The sequence below is a fragment of the uncultured Anaerococcus sp. genome (assembly GCF_963512375.1).
GTDB lineage: Bacteria > Bacillota > Clostridia > Tissierellales > Peptoniphilaceae > Anaerococcus.
Window position 1 is genome coordinate 22,212 of the sequence record NZ_CAUPMI010000009.1, and the last position, 20,243, is coordinate 42,454.

Sequence of the window (20,243 nt, forward strand, 5' to 3'; positions counted from 1 at the left end):
AAGTCTTACTATGCATAGTAAAGAAAAAAAGAATAATAATTGGTTAAAGTATATAACCTGTTTAGTAGTAGTATTGCAAGGAATAATATTTTCCTTGCTTTCTACTTACTATCTAAATGAAAACTACAGAGATAAATTGTACACAACTCCCCAAGATGCCCCAGTGATAGATATTAAATATATTGGAGAAGATAAAACTATCAATGTTCTTAATTTTTTAGAGGAATATGCAAATGAAAATAATATTTTATTAGTAAAAACTGAAGATATACTCAGTAGCAAGGGAGACTCTATAGGAGAAAGAATATTGCTTGGTGGAGATTATAATAGTAACAAAGATAAGCTTGATTTTAGTTTTATAGGTCAAAAGCTAGTCAAAGACGATGATATTAACAAATTATTAAGCTCTAACGAATACTTAAGCATAGGATATGAAAGCTCTAGTATTAATATGATAAGAGATATTCCTAAATTCGTTTTAGGAGACAATATTGTTATTAAATCTCTTTCATCACAAACTTTAAATACTAATAATATTAATGGAAACTACCGACTTATTGGTGCTAAGCAAGAAGATAAAGATATCATAATTAAAGCTTTATCTGAAATAACAGGTATTAGTAGAGAAAAATTCTCAAAAAATTTAAGTGGATCTTATTTAGATAATTCCTTTAGAGAAAGTATCTTAATAGGACTTTTTTTATTAACATTAATACTTCTGTTTTCCTTATTTATTATAAATTCTGTAAGAAGCTTAAGGGAAATGGGCATTTACATACTTCAAGGATATAGTAAAAAAGATTATGTGTTTAAAATCTTTACTCCATTCATTAATGTAGGGTCTATAAGCTCAGTAATGCTTGTATTATATGGCCTTATTTTAACTAACTTTTCTTTTAGAAGCCTTACATTTATAAGTACGATGTTTTTATATGGTGTAATTAATTTAATAATTATTCTTTTATTAGTATGTGTATCTTCTATAGTAATGCTTACAATATCACCAATAGATGCTATCAAAAATAGGATATCTACCAAGAAATATATAATTATGGCGTTGGCTTTATTTCTCCTATCTAATATAGCTATGGTATTTATGGCAATTTACATAGATGGACCTTACAAAGAGATAGAGGAGAACAAGAGGCTATCAATTAACTGGAAGGAAGTATCTGACCTATATATTTTAAATAAACTAGATGTAGGAGATGATCAAAAATCTTTTACTAGAGAATCTAAAGCAATACATCAAGACTTTTATGACTGGTATAAATCAATTGAAGGAAAGGATGGAGTTTATATAATTAATACTTCATTTACATCAGATGAAACTATTTATGATTTAAAACAAAAAGGTGTATACAAGTCCTTGCCAGATAAAGCCTTCCGGAAATTTATAGCTAGTCCAAATTATCTAAATAAGATAGGTATAAATATAGGTGATAATGTAATTAATGAAGCTTATAATGGATCTCGAATTTATCTAATACCTAGCTCATATAGTAGTCATGAAAAAAACAAGATGGAAAAATTTATTTTGGAACGAGATAATGTCGATTTTAGAGATGATGATATAAAGACAGCCTATATGAATAAGAAAGTTCTTAAATTTTATACTTATAATAATGATAGAGATTTATTTACCTATAACACATCCGTAGAAGATTCTAACTATACGAAGGATCCTATTATAAATATCGTTACTAGTGAGAATATGATATTTAGGGAATCTGAGAGCATTAATGCAATTGGGTTAGCTAATAGCTTTGTAAAGCTGAGTTATGATGCTAAGAATAATTACACTAATTATAATTATTTAAGAAAATATAATTTATCTGACAATTTACCTTCATATTTACCAATTGAAAAATATGTAGATGGGATTTATAAAACATTACTAACTACCATAAGAATATTCTTGTCTTTAATTATAATGATTGGAACAATATGTCTCATTTTACTTTATTCTAGCATAGTTCTATTTAGAATAATGAATGATGAAGAAATAAATATCAAAAGATTTTTAGGTTATACAAATAATAAAATATATAAGAAAATCAATATATTTGTAATCATAGTTTTATTGGCAGACTTTATAGCAGTAGCAATCTATCAGTCAAAAATAGGAATACTGCTTATAACTTTACTTGCTGTGATAGAGTTTATATTTCTTTATAAAACATATAGTAAAAATCAATTTAGTAAGTTATTAGACTACCTAAAGTCTTAAGGGGGATGATTATGAAAAGCATAGAGATAAAAAATTTAAATAAGTCTTATGGAAACAGAAATATAATTAATGACTTATCATTTGATATAGATAAGAACGAGATAGTAGCTCTTATTGGTAAATCTGGTTCTGGAAAATCTACAGTCTTAAATATGATAGGTCTTTTAGAAACGATAGATAGTGGTGAAATAAAAATAAAATCTCAGATATTGCCAGATATCAATAGCAAAAAAGCAATGATGATTCGTAGAAACACTATCAATTATTTGTTTCAAACCTACGCATTAATAAATCATAAAACTGTTTTAGAAAATCTTTTGATTTCTATGGAGTATACAAATTTAAAAAAATCGGAGAAGTTAAATTATATAAGAAACACTCTAAAAGATCTTGGCATAGATAATCTAATTGAATCTCCTGTTAACACTCTATCAGGAGGTGAGGCTCAAAGAGTTTCTCTTGCCAGATGTATTCTAAAACCAGGTGATATAATTCTTGCTGATGAACCTACTGGCTCTCTTGATCCTAATATGAGCCATACTGTATTTGATATATTGTTTAGCTTAAGAGAAAATTATGATAAAACTATTCTTATTGTAACGCACGATATGGATTTAGCTAAAAACTGTGATAGGATAATAAGCTTAAATAAATAAAAGTAAAAATCGAGTAGGAGGTAAATGGGTCTGTAAATAATTTTGTGTATCAACCTAAATCCTGACATAAGGGAAAGGTTGATACATTTTTTTATGTATCAATTTTCTGGCTTTTCTTGGCATAAAAATTCCTCCTGATTAGTTTTTCTTTGCCCTAATCAGGAGGTTTCTATACACAAAATCTTATAAAGTCTCCAAGTCTTACATAGGACTTGCTTTATTTTTTGACTTAATATAGATAGTCTAATACCGTAGTGTTAGGATTTTCGCTTGGTTTGCTTTATCTGTATTTGGTAGCTTATTAAAATAATCAAAACTAGTAATAGTAGTGCATAAATAATATTTGATCTAATATCGTTATTTTTCTTTGGAGTCATAGATATAATGGCTTTATCTTTAACCTTGTCAATCTTTAATAGATTGTGATATTTAAAGTTGCTTGCCAAGGTATTAATTTCATCTTCCTTAGAAATAAATTTATTATCTAAATGATACAAATTAAATATTAATGATTTACTATAAATAAATACATATTCTTTATTATCATTTAATCTATAAGCGTATACGGCACTGTAGTTTGATTCTTTTTTATCGTCTAAAATATAGTTGTTAATATTTTCTGATTTTAGTATTTGGGAGTTTTTAGATTCTAAATCATCATATTTTATAGTATATATTTTATTTCCATTTAAGTTGGATAAAAAGATAAGTGAAATTATAATGAAATATAAAATTATATTTTTATTTGAATGTGTATGCATAATCATTTATATAGTTGCCCCCGAAAACGGATTCTATTATCATATTAGCTAATCTTGAAGTTTTCCAATATCGGCCACTTATACCGGTGTAGTAAATTTTACCTTTATACTTACCTCTGCTATCATTTATAACATAAAAAAACATATATAATTTATTCATATATTTAAATAAAATTTGTTTAATCTGGTTAAAATATACATTCATAATAATTGATAGTCAATAGATAAATAAATTGTTAGTAGAGAACATGATTAGATTTTCAATAAAGATAGAGAAATCCCAAAACCAGATTTTAACATGATGGTATGGATACAGTAACAAGCGATTTGTCCAAAGCTTCATTTATAAGTGAAAAAGTGAAATTCCTCAAAAGTTGGAACACAAAAAGAAGCATTGAAAATTCAATACTTCTATAAGTATTTTGGCACGCCCTCAGGGAATCGAACCCTGATCTTGGGCTTCGGACACCCCTATTTTGCCATTAAACTAAGGACGCTTGATTGTGATGTTTGTGTAGGAGATTGGGTTTAGAAACCTAAGTGGCAAGAAGGTGTTGCCTAGGCCGCTTTCTATATAGATTGTGGATGAGCCAAATTTGAATTCTCCCTTATCGTATTTTGGAAAATACCCCTCACCTGGCGCTATTAAAGCTCCTACAAAGGGGGCTCTTACCTGGCCTCCGTGGGTGTGACCTGAGAATATAAAGTCAATTCTTGGGTCATACTTATCCCTTATTCTCTTTGAAAAATGAGATAAGACTAGGTTTAGGGAATCATTGTTTGAATTAAAGGCCTCAAGATTTGCCCCAAAATAAGTTGTCCCATAAATATATAGGTCATTATCTCTTATTTTAATCTTTTCTCCCTCATTTTGCAAAAATCTTATGCCTAAATCCTGGATTAACTCGTAGAATTTTTCTGAATCTTGGCTTGCCTCTTCGTGATTGCCGCTTACAAAGTATGTTTTTATGCCAAGCTCATCTAGCTTGTTGATAAAATACATAGTTCTTTTAATTTTGTCATCTGTAGGATAATCTATCATATCCCCGGTTAAAAATATTAGATCTGGGTCAAATTTTTTTATATTTCCTAGGACCTCATCTAGATTTGAAAGGACATTTGAGTGAAAGTCACTTATATGAGTTATTTTTATATCTGAATCGACCTTATCAGAATAAAAAGTTTCTGTCTTTTCCCTAGCTACAAAGCACTGGTCGTGGTTGTATTTTAGGCCAAGCCCTGCCGCTAGGGCAAGGCTTGCCAAAATAACCTTATTTTTAGTTTTCATCTGCTAAATCCTCCAAATACATCTTGTAAGACATATCTGAGGCTATTCTAAAGCCTGCTCTTGGTGAAAAGGACCTGCCTGTGATATTTGGACCATCAACTGCGCATGACCTTTTAAATTGGCTTGCTGTAAAGCGTTTGAAATATGATATTAACCATTTTTTGATAGTCTTTTCATCATATTTATCAGCAAAAGCAATTATTGCATCAGCTAGGATTTCCTTAGCCTTTTTGTGGTAGGTTAGGTGGTCATAAATAAAGAAATCTATTAACTCGTAAGGTCCTATAATTTCTTCTGTTTTTTGGCTGATTTCTCCCTTATCCTCGCTCTTAAGCTCTGGAGATACTGGAGTTGCTAAAATATCAGTTAGGACTTCTGCTAGGTCCTTATTATCTGTAAAGTGGGCATAGGATTTAATTATATACCTAAGCTCAGTTTTCGTAAGGGTCGCATTTAGGGAATAATTTGACATGTGATCGCCATTGTAGGTAGCAAAACCCTGCATACACTCAGACAAATCCCCAGTTCCTATTACGATTCCCCCATACATATTAGCTAGGTTAAAGAGAACTTGGGTACGCATCCTGGCCTGGGCATTTTCATAGGCTGTGTCTGCTGTTATACCATCATGGCCAATGTCAGCAAGGTGAGCACTTACAGACTTGCTAATATTTATTTCTTTTAGGTCAAGACCTAGGCTTTTTGCAAGTTTATAGGCATTTGACTTGGTCCTATCGCTTGTGCCAAAGGCTGGCATGGTGTAAAGGCCGATTTTTTCCTTATCAAGGCCTGCAAATTCATAGGCTTTGTTTATAATAAGAAGGGCCATGGTCGAATCAAGGCCGCCAGATAGGCCCAAAAATACCCTGTCAGCACCTATTGCCTCAAGTCTTTTTATTAGGCCAAGGGCACCTATCTCTAGGGTTTCCTTCATATATTTATAAGAAAATTCTTCCTTAGGTAGGTATGGAAATTTTTCTACATCAATCTTCTCTTCTGTAAAATTATGGAAATTTGGCTCATATTCTATTTCCTGGATATCCATTAGAAATATTCCTGTATCACCCTCTAAAATTTCACCGTCTTTGGCTAAAATTTTTGATCCACTATAGACAAAGTCTGTTGAAGACTCACCTGGGCCTGCTGAGGCGTTAACATAGATAAGGTCTTTTGATAAATACTCTATATCCTTTCTAAGATCATCATCAGAGCCAATTGTTCTAATAAAAGCTGATGGATTTAGAATAATATCAACCCCCATCTTCTTAAGGTCAAAGGCTTTTGGGAAGGATGCAAAGTCATCTTCACCTACAGATATTCCTATTTTAAGGCCTGATACAAAGTTTACAAAAGGTTCGTAATCTAGTTCATAATCGAAAGCCTTAAAGGTACCTTGTGGCTTATCAGAAAATATTGATTTTTCATAGCCTTTTAGCTTATTTTTTGTCACAAGACCCACTAGGTCACCATCTTTTACTAGGGCTACGGCATTATAAAGGCCGTATTTTGTCTTAATTGGTAGGCCTATAGTAAAGGCTAAATCGAAATCATTACTATATTCTACCAAGTCTTTTAGGCCGTTTTCAGCTGCCTCTAGAAGGTCGCCTTCTAAATATGAGTCGTAAAGGCTTGCCCCTGTTAGGCAAAGCTCTGGTAAACAAAGGATATTTACCTTTTCCTCTTCACAAGATTTAATTATTTCTTTTATTTTTCTAAGATTGGCTTTTACATTTCCAAGCTCTACGCGGAAATTTTTAGCCCTAATTTTTATTTTTCTTTTCATTTTATCACCTAATCTTATTTTACCCCTTATGGATAAAAAAAGAGGACCCCGGAGGGCCCATCTTAAGATTTTTATAGTTTTTCTATTTCTTCTATTAGGGCAGGAACAACTTTGTGGAAGTCACCAACTATACCATATTTAGCGTGTTTGAAGAATTTAGCTGATTCGTCATTATTGATTACTACAACAGTTTTAGCTTCTTCTATTCCCTTTAAGTGTTGCATTGCTCCCGATATACCAATTCCTATATATAGGTCTCCCTTAAATTTCCTACCAGAAAGTCCGATATATTGTCTAAGTGGTATATATTTTTTAACTTCTGCTATTGGTCTTGATCCGCTTAGAACTGAACCTGTTAGATTTGCAAGCTTCTTAGCAATTTCTACGTTGCCTTCTTCACCAATACCCATACCTATAGCTACTACTCTATCAGCTTCTTCGACTGAGCCTTCTAGGTCTACTGGGTCAGCCTTTAGTTTGTAACCATCAGCAACAAGAGCTGCTACTAATTTCTTAGCTGCTTCTTTTGGATCTCCTGTAAAGATTTCTTGTTTCTTTTCTGCTTCTTGAGCTACTGGTTTTGGGGCCTTTTTAGCTGTCTTATCTTTTGGTAAAATGTAGCCTGAGATTACAAGTTTCATGATTTCATTTGTTCCTTCATAAATTTGAGTAATCTTAGCATCTCTGTAGTGTCTTTCTACATCTACACCCTTGATAAAGCCTGAACCACCGTATAGTTGTAGGGCTTTAGATGTAAGTTTTTCAGCAAGGTCTGATGCGTAAAGTTTAGCCATTGCAGCATCCTTACCATAGCCTTTTACGTGAGCATCTTTCTTCTTAGCTGCATCATAAACTAATAGTCTAGCTGCCTTAAGCTCTGTAGCCATTTGTGCTAGGGTGAAAGAGTTGTATTGGAAATGTCCTACTGCCTTACCAAATTGAATTCTATTCATTGAGTATTCTAGAGCTGATTCATAAGCACCTTGAGCTATACCTAGGGCTTGACTTGCTATACCAATTCTACCACCATCAAGGATCATCATTGCGTATTTAAAGCCCTTGTTTAGTTCACCAAGTAGGTTTTCTTTTGGAACTTTTACATCCTTAAAGTGAAGCTCAGCAGTAATTGATGATCTAATACCTAGTTTGTCGTATGGTTCTGAGAAGGTAAAGCCTTCAAAGTCCTTATCAACTATGAACATTGATATACCATGATTACCCTTGCCTGGTTCAGTAACTGCTGTTACTAGATAGGTTTGGGCTTCTGGAGCGTTTGTTATAAAGATTTTCTTACCATTTAATAGGTAGTAATCTCCCTTATCTACTGCAGTTGTTTCTGTTCCTGCTGAGTCTGAACCAGCATTATCTTCTGTAAGACCGAAACCACCAATATATGTTCCATCTACTAGAGGTCTTAGGTATTTTTCTTTTTGTTCTTCAGTACCAAATTCATTGATTCCCCATGTACCTAGTGAGGTGTGAGCTGAACAAATTACACCAACACCACCATCTACTCTTGATAGCTCTTCTACAGCTATAGAATAGTGTTCGTTAGTTAGGCCTGCTCCACCGTATTTTTCATCGAAAGGTATTCCCATAAGTCCCATTTGACCCATTTCCTTTACGATTTCTGCTGGAAATTCTTTAGTTTGGTCTAAATGGAAGGCTATAGGTTTAACCTTTTCCTCAGCAAAAGCCCTAACTACTTTTCTAAATTCTTCTAGATCTCTTGGTAAATTAAATGCCATATTATCTCCTTTTGTTTTTATTAAATAAATTATATTGTATAAAGTGTTGTAACTTTTATATCCTAATAAAATGATACCCATATTTTATCAATCCAAACATAAAAATGATAATTAATTGCAATTGTTTATTTATTGTCAAGAAAATGTTTCTATTTCCCAAAAAACAGGTATAGTTATTTTGAAATAATAATAAAGGAGTGCGTATGTACAATATAATAGAGGTACTTGATAATATATTCTGGGTCGGCGTTAATGACCGCAGAATTGCAAGATTTGAGAATATGTTTGAAGTTCCAAATGGAGTTTCATATAACTCTTTTGTAATCAAGGATGAAAAAAATGTCCTAATGGATTCTGTTGAGGGAGCCTTTACTAGACAATATCTAGAAAATATCAAGGCAGCCCTTGATGGTGAAGATCTTGATTATATAGTTATAAGCCACATGGAACCTGACCACTGCAGAAACATAGACTTTGTCCTAAAAGAATACCCAAATTGTAAATTTGTTGGTAATGCTAAAACATTTAAATTCTACGAACAATTCTATAATGATAATTTTAAAGACAGATATTATGAAATTAAAGAAGGCGATGAGCTAAATATTGGTAAGAGAAATCTTAAATTTGTCTTTGCTCCAATGGTTCACTGGCCAGAAGTATTTATGACCTATGAAACAACAGAAGGCCTCTTCTTCTCAGCAGATGCCTTTGGTGCTTTCAATGCTATAGCTGGTAATATCGAAGCAAGCAAGGTTATCCACAAAGGTGACTGGCTAGAGCAAGCTAGACGTTACTATATAAATATAGTTGGTAAGCAAGGCAAGATGGTTCAAAACCTATTTAAAAAGGTTGAAGGACTTCCAATCAACACTATCCTTCCACTACACGGACCTGTTTATAAGGATAAGGAATCAATCGAATTTATCCTTGAAAAATACAGCCGTTGGGCAGGATTTATCCCAGAAGATAAGGGTGTTGCTATAGTATTCTCATCAATGTATGGAGATACAGAACAAGCAAGTGATATCCTTGCAGCAGAGCTAGCTAAGCTTGGTGTAGAAGATATAGTTTTATATGATGTAAGTGATTGGGACCCATCATATCCAATAGCAGATTGCCACAGATTTAGCCACCAAGTATTTGCACCAATCAACTATAATGCTGGTCTTTATTACAAGATGGATGCCTTCCTAAGAGAGCTTGTAGGTACAGGCTATAAAAATAGAACAGTTTCTTTCTTAAACAACTGGTCATGGGGCGGAAGATCCCTTGAGATTTCAAAAGAAATCCTTGAACCAGCTAAGTGTAAATACATCGGCGAAGATGTAAAAATAAATTCAGCAGTAAAAGAACCACAAATAGCAGAACTTAAAGAACTTGCCAAGGTTATAGCTGAAGATATCAAAAATACAGAAATCTAATAATATTTTCTTATTAACAAAACCCCAGGTCTATCCTTAAAAATGTTTGGCCCTGGGGTTCTTGTTATAAAATTTCTTCGATTTTTCCCTTTAATTTCTTTGTCTCTTCATAAACATTTTCAGCATCCATTATAGCCCTTACGACACAAATCCCATCGACAGCAGATCCTTCTAAGACATCTACATTATCAAAATTAAGTCCTCCTATAGCATAGACATCTATAGCTACTTTTTCCTTGATTTCTTTTAAAGTTTCTACAGAAGTCCTCCTGGTTTTGACGTGAGTTTTAGTTTCAAAAATCGCCCCCACTCCCAAGTAGTCTGCTCCTGAATCTTCTGCCTCTTTGGCCTTTTCCACTGACTTGGCTGTTGCTCCTATTAGGGCATCAGGTCCTAAAAGCTTCCTGCAAAGTCCTACAGGCATATCATCTTCACCTACATGAACCCCACAAGCCAGTGCCCATGCTAAATGTGGCTTATCATCTATTAGCATAGGGACCTTATACTTATCACAAAGGGCCTTGACCTTTTTTCCGAGGTCTAGGATTTCCCCATCAGTTTTTTCCTTTTCCCTAAGCTGGAGGATATCCACTCCTCCCCTAAGGGCCTCCTCTATTCTTCTAAGAAATTCTTCTTCTGTGTATTTATCAGAATTTGTCACCAAATATAATTTTTTCAAATTTCTCCCTCCTTGATTTTTGCATGATTAATTATAGTTTCATCACTTATTGTCCCAATCTTATCCATTAGATCTATAAAAAAGCTGTAAGGTTTATCTTTGACCGCTTTTTCTGAACCAATTTCCATAATTAGCATGGCAAGTAGGCTTGCATTTATGACATCTGTCACCGCTATAAAGGCTGAAATCAAGCCTGTAAGCATGCAGCCTGTTGCAGTTATATTAGATAGTTCTGGACAACCATTTTCTATTAGGTAATATTTATTGTCTTTGACCAAAATATCAATCTTACCAGTAAGAAGAACTGCCGCCTGGTATTTCTTACTTAAGTCTTGGCAAGTTTTTATCAAATATTCTAGACTCTTATCCTCATCATCTTTACCAACATCTACTCCCTTGGCAGAAGAAGCTCCCTTAGCTAGGGCTATAATTTCTGAGGCATTACCCTTTAGTAAGGTAAATTTATATTTATCAAGCAAATTTTTAGCAAAGTCAAGTCTTAACTTACTTGCCCCAATTCCTACCAGGTCTATTACTATAGGTAGACCCTTCATGCTTGCAAAAAAAGAGGCCCTATCCATGGCTTCCATCCTTTGCTGGTTGATATTGCCCAGATTTATTGATAGGGCATCTGCCTTTGGGGTTATATCTTCCATCTCTTGAGGGTGCTCAGCACAAATTGGCTTAGCACCCACAAATAAGATTGAATTTGCAACCATATTTATGGCTATGGGATTGGTTATGGCATGGATTAGGGGATCTTTTTTTCTTATTTCTGCCCTAATTTTTACTAGGTCTTTTAGATTTTTCATAAGCTTGGATTCCTAAAGAATTTTGTATCTTTATCAGCATATTTGAACCTTGGAGGGTCTTTAGGAAGATAAAAGCTACTGATCCTCCTAAGAGAGTTGCTATAAAAAAGCTTGGAATATAGTAGAATAAGGCAATGTTTTTATTTCCCAAAAATAGGGTCATTACAGGTGCTGATATTATTGCTCCGATTATTCCTGTTCCTATTATTTCACCGATGACTGCTGCTATTATTGAGCCCTTGGTCTTTCTATATAAAATTCCAGAAAGGACAGCCCCAAAGACTTGACCAGTCACTGCAAGAGGTGGAATACTTAAAAAAGTCATCCTGATAAAGGCAGTTAGGATTGCATTTGCAAGGCTATACCAAGGTCCCATAAAGACTGAACAAACTATATTTACAAAGTGAGCCGTTGGCGCAAAGCCTTCAAATCTGAGGATGGGTGAAATTACTACTCCAATTGTTACAAACATGGATAAAGTTATCATGATATAAGTTTTGTTTTTTTCTTTCATTTTACTCTCCTTTTGAGGAGTTTGGGTCTAATTTTTATAAATTGGCTAATTTTTTATCGACTCAACAAATTCTCCTCCCATATCTTTGAAATTTGGTGAAAGGATATTTAAAATAGCAATAAATTCTTGCTAAGATTATATCCTCCACTTAGCCTATAAAAACCTAAGTCAACTACAAACTTAGATTCCAGCGCCTCCACTGCATCATTTAAAGTGGTAAATGCTCATCTCTCTATAAATTACAACCTTTCTTTGTAAGCATCTTTTCTTAAGCGATAGAAAGTGGTCTGCCCGATCTACCGCTAAACGATCTTCACAAGAAAGTTTGCACCAAAGATATAAGTGAGATAAAAAAAGAAACAGCACAAAGACTGTTTCAAAAAATTTCATGATAAGAATTAACTCATAAATAAGATTGCGACTAGCTACGTTGGCATTATCCAAATCAGCTAAGGTCGAAGATTTATCTTCCTCTCAGATCTTTAAAGAACTCCCTTGTCTATACCTATGTTAGTATAAAATGATTTTTTTGTCAATGAAAATCGAAACTTTCCTTATAAATAAGTTTTTACTTTATCAATTTTTTTATTAATGAAGAGTTTTTTCTAAATAAAGAGTATATCTTAAGAAACTAGCAAAAAATCTTAGGATCTTTCATCTGTAATTATATGTTCTAAGCAGCAGTGATCTGACTTAAGATATTCTTTCATAAAAGATGGATAGGCCTTATAGTTATCAAGTTCATCAATTGGAATCCAGTGCATAGATTCTTTAAGTCCCTCCATGGTGTAGCTATTACTCTTAAGATTCTTATTGCCCTTAGGCTTCATCATGTAATAAAAGCAAATCTCATGGCAAAGGGTGCCTTCTAAAGTAGAACTTCCTACAAAGAAATTCTCATGGATTATAGCCAGATAATCCACCTCATAATCGATTCCTGTTTCTTCAAATACTTCTCTTTTAACTGCTTCTTCAGAACTTTCTCCAAGATGGACTCCTCCACCTATGGAGTAATAATAGTCATTAGCTTCATTTCCCGCAAACAAAACGCAATCTTCTTCGACTATAATGGCAGCAGCCCTATACCTAAACCACTTATCCCCTTTTCTAAATCCATAATCCTGGTCCATCTCTTTCTCCCTTAACTTTAGTTACAAATTCCCTGCAAAAACAAAATGACCCTGCTGGGTCAACTTTGTTTTTTCTTAGATTTAATTTTTATATAGTGAGAATTTTTAAACAATTTATTTAATGACTCATAAAACAAATCATAAAATGTTTCATTATCAAAAAGCTAAAAATCTCATTTTATAAGTATTTTTTGAACTCACATTGCTTTGACAAAATTATTGAAATGCATCCACAAATTCTATGAAAATTCACTCAAAATTGGTCGCAACTATCCTGTTTTTGCCAAAAACTTTTTTAAATTAAAGCTTTAGTATCGGTGGAACTTTCTATTTATTTTCTTTCAGAAAATAAAGACAAGTTCGAACCTCCACATAAGTCTTTCCATAACTCACACTTCGTGTTCGTTAGGACAAAGCTATAGTATCGGCGGAACTTTCTGCTTATTTTTTTCAGAAAATAAAGACAAGTTCGAACCTCCACATAAGTCTTTCCATAACTCAAACTACATGTTCGTTAGGACAAGGCTATAGTATCGGCTGAACTTTCTGCTTATTTTCTTTCAAAAAATAAAGACAAGTTCAAGCCTCCACATAAGTCTTTCCATAATTTTCCTTCAGGACAAATTAGGCCAAAGCTATAGCTTCAATCTCTATTACTGCTCCCTTTGGTATGTTTGCTACTTCTAGGGCGCTTCTTGCTGGTTTGTGGTCACCAAAGAATTCTTCGTATACTTGGTTAAAGTCTGCAAAGTCTTCGATTTTGTCTAGAAATACATTGCATTTTATGATTTTATCAACTGATGAACCTGCTTCTTCTACTATAGCTTTGATATTTTCTAGAGCTCTTTCTGTAGCTTTTTTGATATCACTTTCAAGTTCTCCTGTTGCTGGATCTAGTGGGAGTTGGCCCGATGTGAAGATTAGGTTATCTGTTGCTATCGCTTGTACGTATGCTCCTACTGCTGCTGGTGCTTTGTCTGTGTTAATTGCTTTCATATTTCCTCCTAGTTAATTTTTAAGTATTCTTCAAGGGTTAGCTTGTTATCATAGATTTCTTTGGCATTTTCAACACCCACAAATCTAAAGTGCCATGGTTGGGCCTTGTGGTGGGTTATGTTTTCTTTGCCCTTTGGATATCTTTCGATAAAGCCGTATTTATAGGCATTTTCTACTAGCCACTTGTATTGAGCTGTCGCTTCAAATTTATCGTTATATTTGCTGCCTTCGGTAAAAAAATCAAAGGCCACACCTAGTTGGTGCTCACTTGTACCAGGCTTTGAGGCATCTACCTCGCCTGCATCAAACATCTTTTTTTCAAGATCATATCCCCTATAGTCAGATGCTATCCTTAAATCTAGCTTTTCCCTAGCCATATCTTGGCGCATTGTCTCAAAGGCACGTCTGGCTGTTTTGTCTACTCCAGGGTCAAAGTTTTCTGACAATGGATAAGCTTCACTTACGTAAGCTAAGCCATTTACAACCTTTATCTGTTCATTTTTAGCTAGTCTTGCTAAACCATATTTATTTACATAATAATAGGTGTCATCTATCTTTACCTTGGCAAAGCCATTTTCACAGCCATAAAAACCTAAGTATGCGCCTTCCTTAATGAATTTATCTGTTTTTGAATAGTCATTAGGAAATTGATAAGCATATTGAGTTTGCATACATTTAACATATTCAATTAGTTGATCTTGATAAGAGCTATCTGCAATTTTTAGCTCATCTGCTATATCTGTATCTTTAAAACCAATCTCTGTAGCTACGTGAACATCGCTTGTTTGTGTTTTCTTATCTTCGTTAGTTTCTCTGACAAGGTCACCCGAGGCTATTCTATATTCACTTGGCCTTTTGATCTGGTAGGTATCTTTCTCTGGTATGGCAAATTTGATGGTGGTAATTGTAAGTAAGGCACCAACACCAAGCAAAGCTGCCCTCTTTCTTTTCTTTCTAGCTTCGCGTCTTTTGCGTCTCTTAAGCTCTCTTATTCCTTTGTTTGACATTTTTCTTCCTCTATTTATTTCAATATTTTTGTGAGTCTTTTGGATAAGTAAAATATTGCATAATTATGAATATATTTCAATTCATAGATTTAGCGCCAGTTTACTCTTGCTATATTCATTATAACATCTTTTGGGCAAAAAACCTAGGGCAAAAAGTATATTTTTTGCCCTATTATGAGAAAAATCCGACTTATTTGCCGGATTTTCTCAAATTTTAGTTTTATTTTGACTATTTCTTAAATATAGAGAAAAGATTACTTATAAAGCTTCTATTTTTCTTATTTTTCTCTTGCAATTTTTTATCAATCTTTTTATTGATATTTATATTATTGTCTGATTGGTTTTTATTTTTTACATTTTCAAAAGCTTCTATGGCTTTTTTCATTAATACTTCTTGGGCATTTATGTTTTTATTATTATCTACTTTTTTATAAAAACCTGACCTATCCATTTTTCTCATCTTTACATCATCAGAAAACATTATATCGGTAAAATCTAGTATATATTCTTTTATTCTAGAATCTTCTATTGGCACTGCTACTTCCATCCTATTTCTGATGTTTCTTGTCATAAAATCAGCTGATGATATATAAATTTTGGGATTGGTCTTGCCAAATTGGTAGATCCTATGATGTTCTAGAAATCTTCCCACTACTTGGTAAATTTCAATATTATCAGTTTTACCTTCAATTCCTGGCAGGATGCAAGTTACACCCCTTACCATCATTTCTATTTTAACTCCTGCTTGAGATGCCTTTGCCAGTCTATTAATTAAAACCTTATCAGAAATGGAATTCATTTTTAACCTTATATAGGCTTCTTCTCCCCTTTCGGCCTTATCTATCTGATCATCTATTAGATCATATAGGCCTACTTGCATGGATTTTGGGGCAACTAAGAGCTTTTTATAAGTGCCTTCGAGATTTCCTATTAGGATATTATCAAAAAGATCTTTGCAATCTTGGCCAATTACCATATCACTTGTCATGAAGGAAAAATCTGTGTAGAGTTTGGCTGTTTTTTCGTTGTAATTTCCTGTAGCTATTTGTGAAATAAAGGATATTTCTCCATTTTCATACCTGGTTATTAGACATACTTTTGAATGGCACTTGTAGTGGTCAAAGCCATAAACAATCTTACAACCTGCCTCTTCTAGCCTTGATGACCACAAAATATTATTATTCTCATCAAATCTTGCCCTTAATTCCATTAGGGCGATTACTTCCTTGCCTGCCTCTGCTGCCTTTATTAGGGCTGCTGCTATCTTTGAATCCTTGGCTATCCTATATAAGGTTATCTTTATGGAATCTACACTTGGATCTTCTGCCGCTTCTTCTAAAAGCCTTATCATGGGATCCATTGACTCATAAGGATATGATAAAATTAAGTCCCTTTCTAGAATTTGTTCTATCATTGGCCTTTGAGGATTGACCATAGCTGATGCTTGTGGACTAAATTCTTCAAAGGAATTGGCTTTTTGAAAATCTTCTGGAAGTGAGTCTATAAAATCATAGATAAAGCCTAATTGCATGGGAGCCCTTGATGTGAAAATAGATTTTTTGTTCAAGGTGAAGCTCTTGCATAAAAATTCAAGGTCTAGAGGGCTTAAGTCCTTATCAACCTCTAGCCTAACTGGCTCTAACCTCTTTCTTTTCTTAAGCTTACCCTTCATATAGGACCTAAAGTCCATATCTACATCGTAATCATCATCGTCAAAACTTATATCTGCATTGCGGGTTAGACTTATGACATAGGAATTATGACACTTATAGCCCTCGAAAACTTCTTTACCAAATTCTTTTATGATATCTTCTAAAAAGACATAATTTGACTCAGATATCCTAATAAACCTCTCAATCCTATCAGGTAGGTAAATTATTCCAATCGTTTCCTTAGTATTTTGACTTTTTACCTTCTTTTTTTCTAGATCAAATACTACTGAAAGGCTCAAATTTGCAAGCCTTGGCATTGGGTGAACCCTATCTATTATCTGAAATGAAAGAATTGGTTCTATCTTTGAATCAAAGTAAATCTTGCAGCGATTCTTGTCTTTGTCTGATAAGTCCCTTACTTTTGATATATTTATTCCTTCTTCAGCCAGGTCATAAACAAGGTCTTCGTAGATATCATCTTTCTCATCATACATAGGGACAAGTTTGTCTAATATAGCGTCTATCTGCTGGCTGGCTGTCATCTTTGACTTGCCATCTACAGGTTCCTTTTTAAGGTGAGATAGGTCTGTAAGAGATCCTACCCTCACCATAAAAAATTCTTCTAAGTTGGTATCATATATGGATAAAAACTTAAGCCTTTCAAGTAGGGGCACATTTTTATCCCTTGCTTCATCTATGACTCTTTTGTTAAATTCAAGCCAAGATAACTCCCTATTTTGCGTAAAACTTATGTCTGTCATAGCTATTTCCTTCCTAAAAGTTTGCTATAGACATACCCTTCCCTAACACCTGTTTGACTAACATTTATTGTATCGATTGAGAAAAATTTACAAATTTTATTTAAAATTATCATTCCTGGCAAGAGGGTATGGACCCTATCAGGTTTGACAGCTAGAATCATATCTAGCTTGCTCCTGTCATCTGCCTTTAAGATTTCCTTAAGCATCTTATTAAATTCGCTTGCATCCATGCTTCTAACGCTATCATCAAGCTTATAATATTCCTTGTAGAATTTTAAGCTGGCCCTAGCAGACCCACCTACTGCTGCAAGAATTTTTTGATCTTCTGCATACATAAGGCTATCTTCAAGAAGCTGGTCAATGCGTTTTTCAATTTCTTTCCTATCAGATTTGTCTGCAAATAAGCCATCGACATAGTCATTAAAGGCTGATAAAGAGCCAATTGACAAGGAAACTGACTTTATAACCTTACCTTGATCTATTAGGACAATTTCTGAAGAACCGCCTCCTATATCTGTAAGTACGCCTTCTGCCACTTCTGTTGAAATAGCCGCACCTACAAAGGCAAGCTTAGCCTCTTCTTCGCCTGAAAGTATTTCAATTTCTAGGCCTAGATTATCCTTGATCAGATTTAAGACATCAGCCCTATTTGCCACATCCCTTACAGTAGCTGTGGCGAAAGGATAAACACCATCAATATCATCAAAATTATCTACCACAGCCTTAAATTTCCCTAAAGTGTGTAAGAGTCTTGCTATGCCCTTTTCTGTAAGCCTGCCTTTTTTTACAAAAGATTTTAGAGAAACTTGCTCTTTTTCTGAAAATAGATTAATGGCTTCGCCATCTTTTTCCTTATAAACTGATAGCCTTACGGTATTTGAACCAATATCCATTATTGCATAAATCATTTGATATCTCCTAGGTAATTTAATTTGTAATCAACTTCCATTATTTGGTCAATCAGTCTTTCTGTTTTAGCTGATTTCTTTGTCATAAATATATTTACCCCTTTTTGGCCAGATCCTAGATCTAATTTATCTGCTAAATAAATTGCAGGATCTATGATATTTGCCTGGTAAGTGAGATTTTTTTGTATTTGATTTTTAATCAGTGGGTAATGAGTGCATCCTAGAATTATATTTCCAAGACCCTTATTATTGGCAGGATATAGATATTCTCTAAGTGCCTCATCAAGGTCAGGTCCCTCAAGATATCCCTCTTCGATAAAATCTACAAGCTTAAGAGCTGCCATTTCATAGACTTTCCCATCCTTTTGTGCCTCTATCTTATTTTTTATATAGTGGCTTGAAATTGTGGCCTTGGTTGCAAGAGCTAAGTAGTCTCCATCACACTCTAGGCTTGCCTCAACCGCCATATCTGTGATGGCAATAAATTTCTTTTTGAAATGCTCTATAAGGTAATCCTTGCAAGTCACTGAGATTGTATTGCAAGCAATTATATAGAAGTCTATATCAAATCTTTCTAAAAATGTGACAAGCTCTATAGCAAATTTTTTAATTTCTTCTTTTGGTCTATTGCCGTAAGGGACCCTTAGGTTATCACCCAGGTAATAGAAATTGGCGTCATTTTTCTTGGCTAGCTCATTTAAAACAGCAATTCCACCTAGTCCTGAATCAAACACGCCTATATTAGTCATCTATAAGGTCCACCTTTTCTACAAAGTTATAGGAATCTTTGAGATTTTCATAGGCCTTATCAAGAGCCTTATCATCAAAGAAAATTCCAAATACAGTTGCCCCAGAGCCTGAAACAAGGGCCTTAGAAGCACCATTGGCCAAAAGATTTTCTTTGATAGTATTTAAGTGAAGAAAATCTCTAAGGACTACTGCCTCCATCACATTTTCAAAACTATCGATTATCTCAGACTTACCCTTTTCTAAACCTGCAATGATTGCCTCATTATCGATATGACCATAGGTTTTTGTCCTCTTATAGACATAAGATGATGCGATTTCTGTCCCATCATTTATAAGGAGGAGTTTCATCTTAAGATTATTGGTAAAAGGTGTTATTATCTCGCCAATTCCCTCAGCCCTTACCAAGCTTTCTTCAAAGAAAAATGGAATATCAGCCCCTAGGCTTTTTCCAATCTCAGCCATTTCTTTTTTTGAAAGACCCAGGTCCCAGAGCTCATTTAAGGCCTTAATGGTTTCCGCACAATCAGTCGATCCTCCCGCAAGGCCTGCAGCAAGGGGGATATTTTTCTTAAGTTTGATAGCTACACCTAGGTCTTCTCCCTTCTCATAAGCTAGGGGAGCTAGTTTTTTGTATGCCTTATAGATTAAATTATCTGTCAAATGGCCTAAATCTATATTAGACTGGTATTCAAATTCACCTGTTCCTGTCTTTTTAATTTCTAACTTATCATATAAGCTAATCCTTGCCATGATTGTATCTATATCGTGATAGCCGTCGGCTCTCTTCTTTAGAATATCAAGGCTCAGATTCACTTTTGCAAAACATTTTTTAATCATATATACCTCAAAATTATTATATCCTTTATGATTATTTTTTCTATACTTTATCTAAATAGCTTGACAGGAAAAATAAAGGGTATATAATAAAGCATAACAAGCGATGATAAGAAGAGTAATCTTACATAAATCCTCTAGCGAGTCTTGTAGAGTGGAAGAAGACAGGTAAGGGTAGGATGAAGAGAGTCTTTGAGCTTAAGACCTGAACTAAGAGTAGGGCCTTAGGGGAATGCCCCTTACAGCATAAGGTATGATAGTACTTATTAAGTCTTATTTTGTGAGAAATAAGAGAAATTGGGTGGCAACACGG

Annotated in this window: 17 protein-coding genes, 1 tRNA gene, 1 riboswitch and 1 other annotated feature (1 of these 20 only partly in view); of the genes, 3 read left to right on the forward strand and 15 right to left on the reverse strand. The window is 34.0% G+C overall.

What is annotated here, in order from left to right:
• Positions 1–10 precede the first annotated feature (10 nt).
• Both RRB46_RS05230 and RRB46_RS05235 read left to right on the forward strand, forming a co-directional pair.
• A complete protein-coding gene (locus RRB46_RS05230) occupies positions 11–2,230 on the forward strand; it encodes a hypothetical protein (protein ID WP_311537752.1) in 2,220 nt (739 codons plus the stop codon).
• An 11-nt stretch (positions 2,231–2,241) separates the two neighbouring features.
• Positions 2,242–2,886 (forward strand): ATP-binding cassette domain-containing protein, encoded by a 645-nt coding sequence (locus RRB46_RS05235; protein WP_296127887.1) that lies wholly within the window; start codon positions 2,242–2,244, stop codon positions 2,884–2,886.
• Positions 2,887–3,143: 257 nt separating this feature from the next.
• Here RRB46_RS05235 and RRB46_RS05240 read toward each other — a convergent pair whose 3' ends face one another.
• The 5 genes from RRB46_RS05240 to RRB46_RS05260 all read right to left on the reverse strand — a co-directional run bounded on the left by RRB46_RS05240 (position 3,144) and on the right by RRB46_RS05260 (position 8,466).
• Positions 3,144–3,653 carry a hypothetical protein gene (locus RRB46_RS05240; protein ID WP_311531524.1) on the reverse strand — a complete coding sequence of 170 codons (510 nt, stop codon included), beginning with the start codon at positions 3,651–3,653 and terminating at the stop codon, positions 3,144–3,146.
• A gap of 417 nt (positions 3,654–4,070) precedes the next feature.
• Positions 4,071–4,144: transfer RNA gene (locus RRB46_RS05245), tRNA-Arg, on the reverse strand.
• Entirely contained in the window at positions 4,135–4,935 is an 801-nt protein-coding gene (locus RRB46_RS05250) for a metallophosphoesterase (RefSeq protein WP_311537753.1), read from the reverse strand. The genes RRB46_RS05245 and RRB46_RS05250 overlap by 10 nt, the downstream gene beginning before the upstream one ends.
• Positions 4,925–6,718, reverse strand: coding sequence for an NAD(+) synthase (gene nadE, locus RRB46_RS05255; protein ID WP_311537754.1), 1,794 nt, complete (start codon positions 6,716–6,718; stop codon positions 4,925–4,927). Before nadE ends, RRB46_RS05250 begins: the two co-directional genes overlap by 11 nt.
• Positions 6,719–6,789: 71 nt before the next feature.
• Positions 6,790–8,466 carry an acyl-CoA dehydrogenase family protein gene (locus tag RRB46_RS05260; RefSeq protein WP_311537755.1) on the reverse strand — a complete coding sequence of 559 codons (1,677 nt, stop codon included), beginning with the start codon at positions 8,464–8,466 and terminating at the stop codon, positions 6,790–6,792.
• Positions 8,467–8,669: 203 nt separating this feature from the next.
• Between RRB46_RS05260 and RRB46_RS05265 the strand changes: the two genes are divergently transcribed.
• The gene (locus tag RRB46_RS05265) at positions 8,670–9,887 is read left to right on the forward strand and encodes an FprA family A-type flavoprotein (RefSeq protein ID WP_311537756.1); all 1,218 of its coding nucleotides are present in this window, start codon (positions 8,670–8,672) and stop codon (positions 9,885–9,887) included.
• Between the two features lie 64 nt (positions 9,888–9,951).
• On the opposite strand, the gene thiE is transcribed toward RRB46_RS05265, so the two are convergent.
• From thiE to ispE, 10 genes are all read right to left on the reverse strand, one after another.
• Complete coding sequence (gene thiE / locus RRB46_RS05270) at positions 9,952–10,566, reverse strand: thiamine phosphate synthase (RefSeq protein ID WP_311537757.1); 615 nt, start codon at positions 10,564–10,566, stop codon at positions 9,952–9,954.
• Positions 10,563–11,378, reverse strand: a complete 816-nt coding sequence (gene thiM / locus RRB46_RS05275; protein WP_311537758.1) for a hydroxyethylthiazole kinase — start codon at positions 11,376–11,378, stop codon at positions 10,563–10,565. The genes thiE and thiM overlap by 4 nt, the downstream gene beginning before the upstream one ends.
• On the reverse strand, positions 11,347–11,892 hold the full coding sequence (gene thiW, locus RRB46_RS05280; protein ID WP_106459889.1) for an energy coupling factor transporter S component ThiW: 546 nt from the start codon (positions 11,890–11,892) through the stop codon (positions 11,347–11,349). Before thiW ends, thiM begins: the two co-directional genes overlap by 32 nt.
• Before the next feature lie 405 nt (positions 11,893–12,297).
• Positions 12,298–12,399: riboswitch (TPP riboswitch) on the reverse strand.
• 137 nt (positions 12,400–12,536) lie between these two features.
• The gene (locus RRB46_RS05285; protein ID WP_311537759.1) at positions 12,537–13,022 is read right to left on the reverse strand and encodes an NUDIX hydrolase; all 486 of its coding nucleotides are present in this window, start codon (positions 13,020–13,022) and stop codon (positions 12,537–12,539) included.
• A gap of 624 nt (positions 13,023–13,646) precedes the next feature.
• Positions 13,647–14,018: a RidA family protein gene (locus tag RRB46_RS05290; RefSeq protein ID WP_311537760.1), complete on the reverse strand. Its 372-nt coding sequence runs from the start codon at positions 14,016–14,018 to the stop codon at positions 13,647–13,649.
• 8 nt (positions 14,019–14,026) lie between these two features.
• The gene (locus RRB46_RS05295) at positions 14,027–15,025 is read right to left on the reverse strand and encodes a M15 family metallopeptidase (RefSeq protein ID WP_311537761.1); all 999 of its coding nucleotides are present in this window, start codon (positions 15,023–15,025) and stop codon (positions 14,027–14,029) included.
• 229 nt (positions 15,026–15,254) lie between these two features.
• Positions 15,255–17,438, reverse strand: a complete 2,184-nt coding sequence (gene ppk1 / locus RRB46_RS05300; RefSeq protein ID WP_311537762.1) for a polyphosphate kinase 1 — start codon at positions 17,436–17,438, stop codon at positions 15,255–15,257.
• 2 nt (positions 17,439–17,440) lie between these two features.
• Complete coding sequence (locus tag RRB46_RS05305) at positions 17,441–18,346, reverse strand: exopolyphosphatase (protein WP_311537763.1); 906 nt, start codon at positions 18,344–18,346, stop codon at positions 17,441–17,443.
• Positions 18,343–19,095, reverse strand: coding sequence for a glutamate racemase (gene murI, locus RRB46_RS05310; RefSeq protein WP_311537764.1), 753 nt, complete (start codon positions 19,093–19,095; stop codon positions 18,343–18,345). The genes RRB46_RS05305 and murI overlap by 4 nt, the downstream gene beginning before the upstream one ends.
• Complete coding sequence (gene ispE / locus RRB46_RS05315; protein WP_311537765.1) at positions 19,088–19,933, reverse strand: 4-(cytidine 5'-diphospho)-2-C-methyl-D-erythritol kinase; 846 nt, start codon at positions 19,931–19,933, stop codon at positions 19,088–19,090. The genes murI and ispE overlap by 8 nt, the downstream gene beginning before the upstream one ends.
• A 94-nt stretch (positions 19,934–20,027) precedes the next feature.
• Positions 20,028–20,243 (forward strand) — a binding site (T-box leader); it runs 16 nt beyond the window's last position.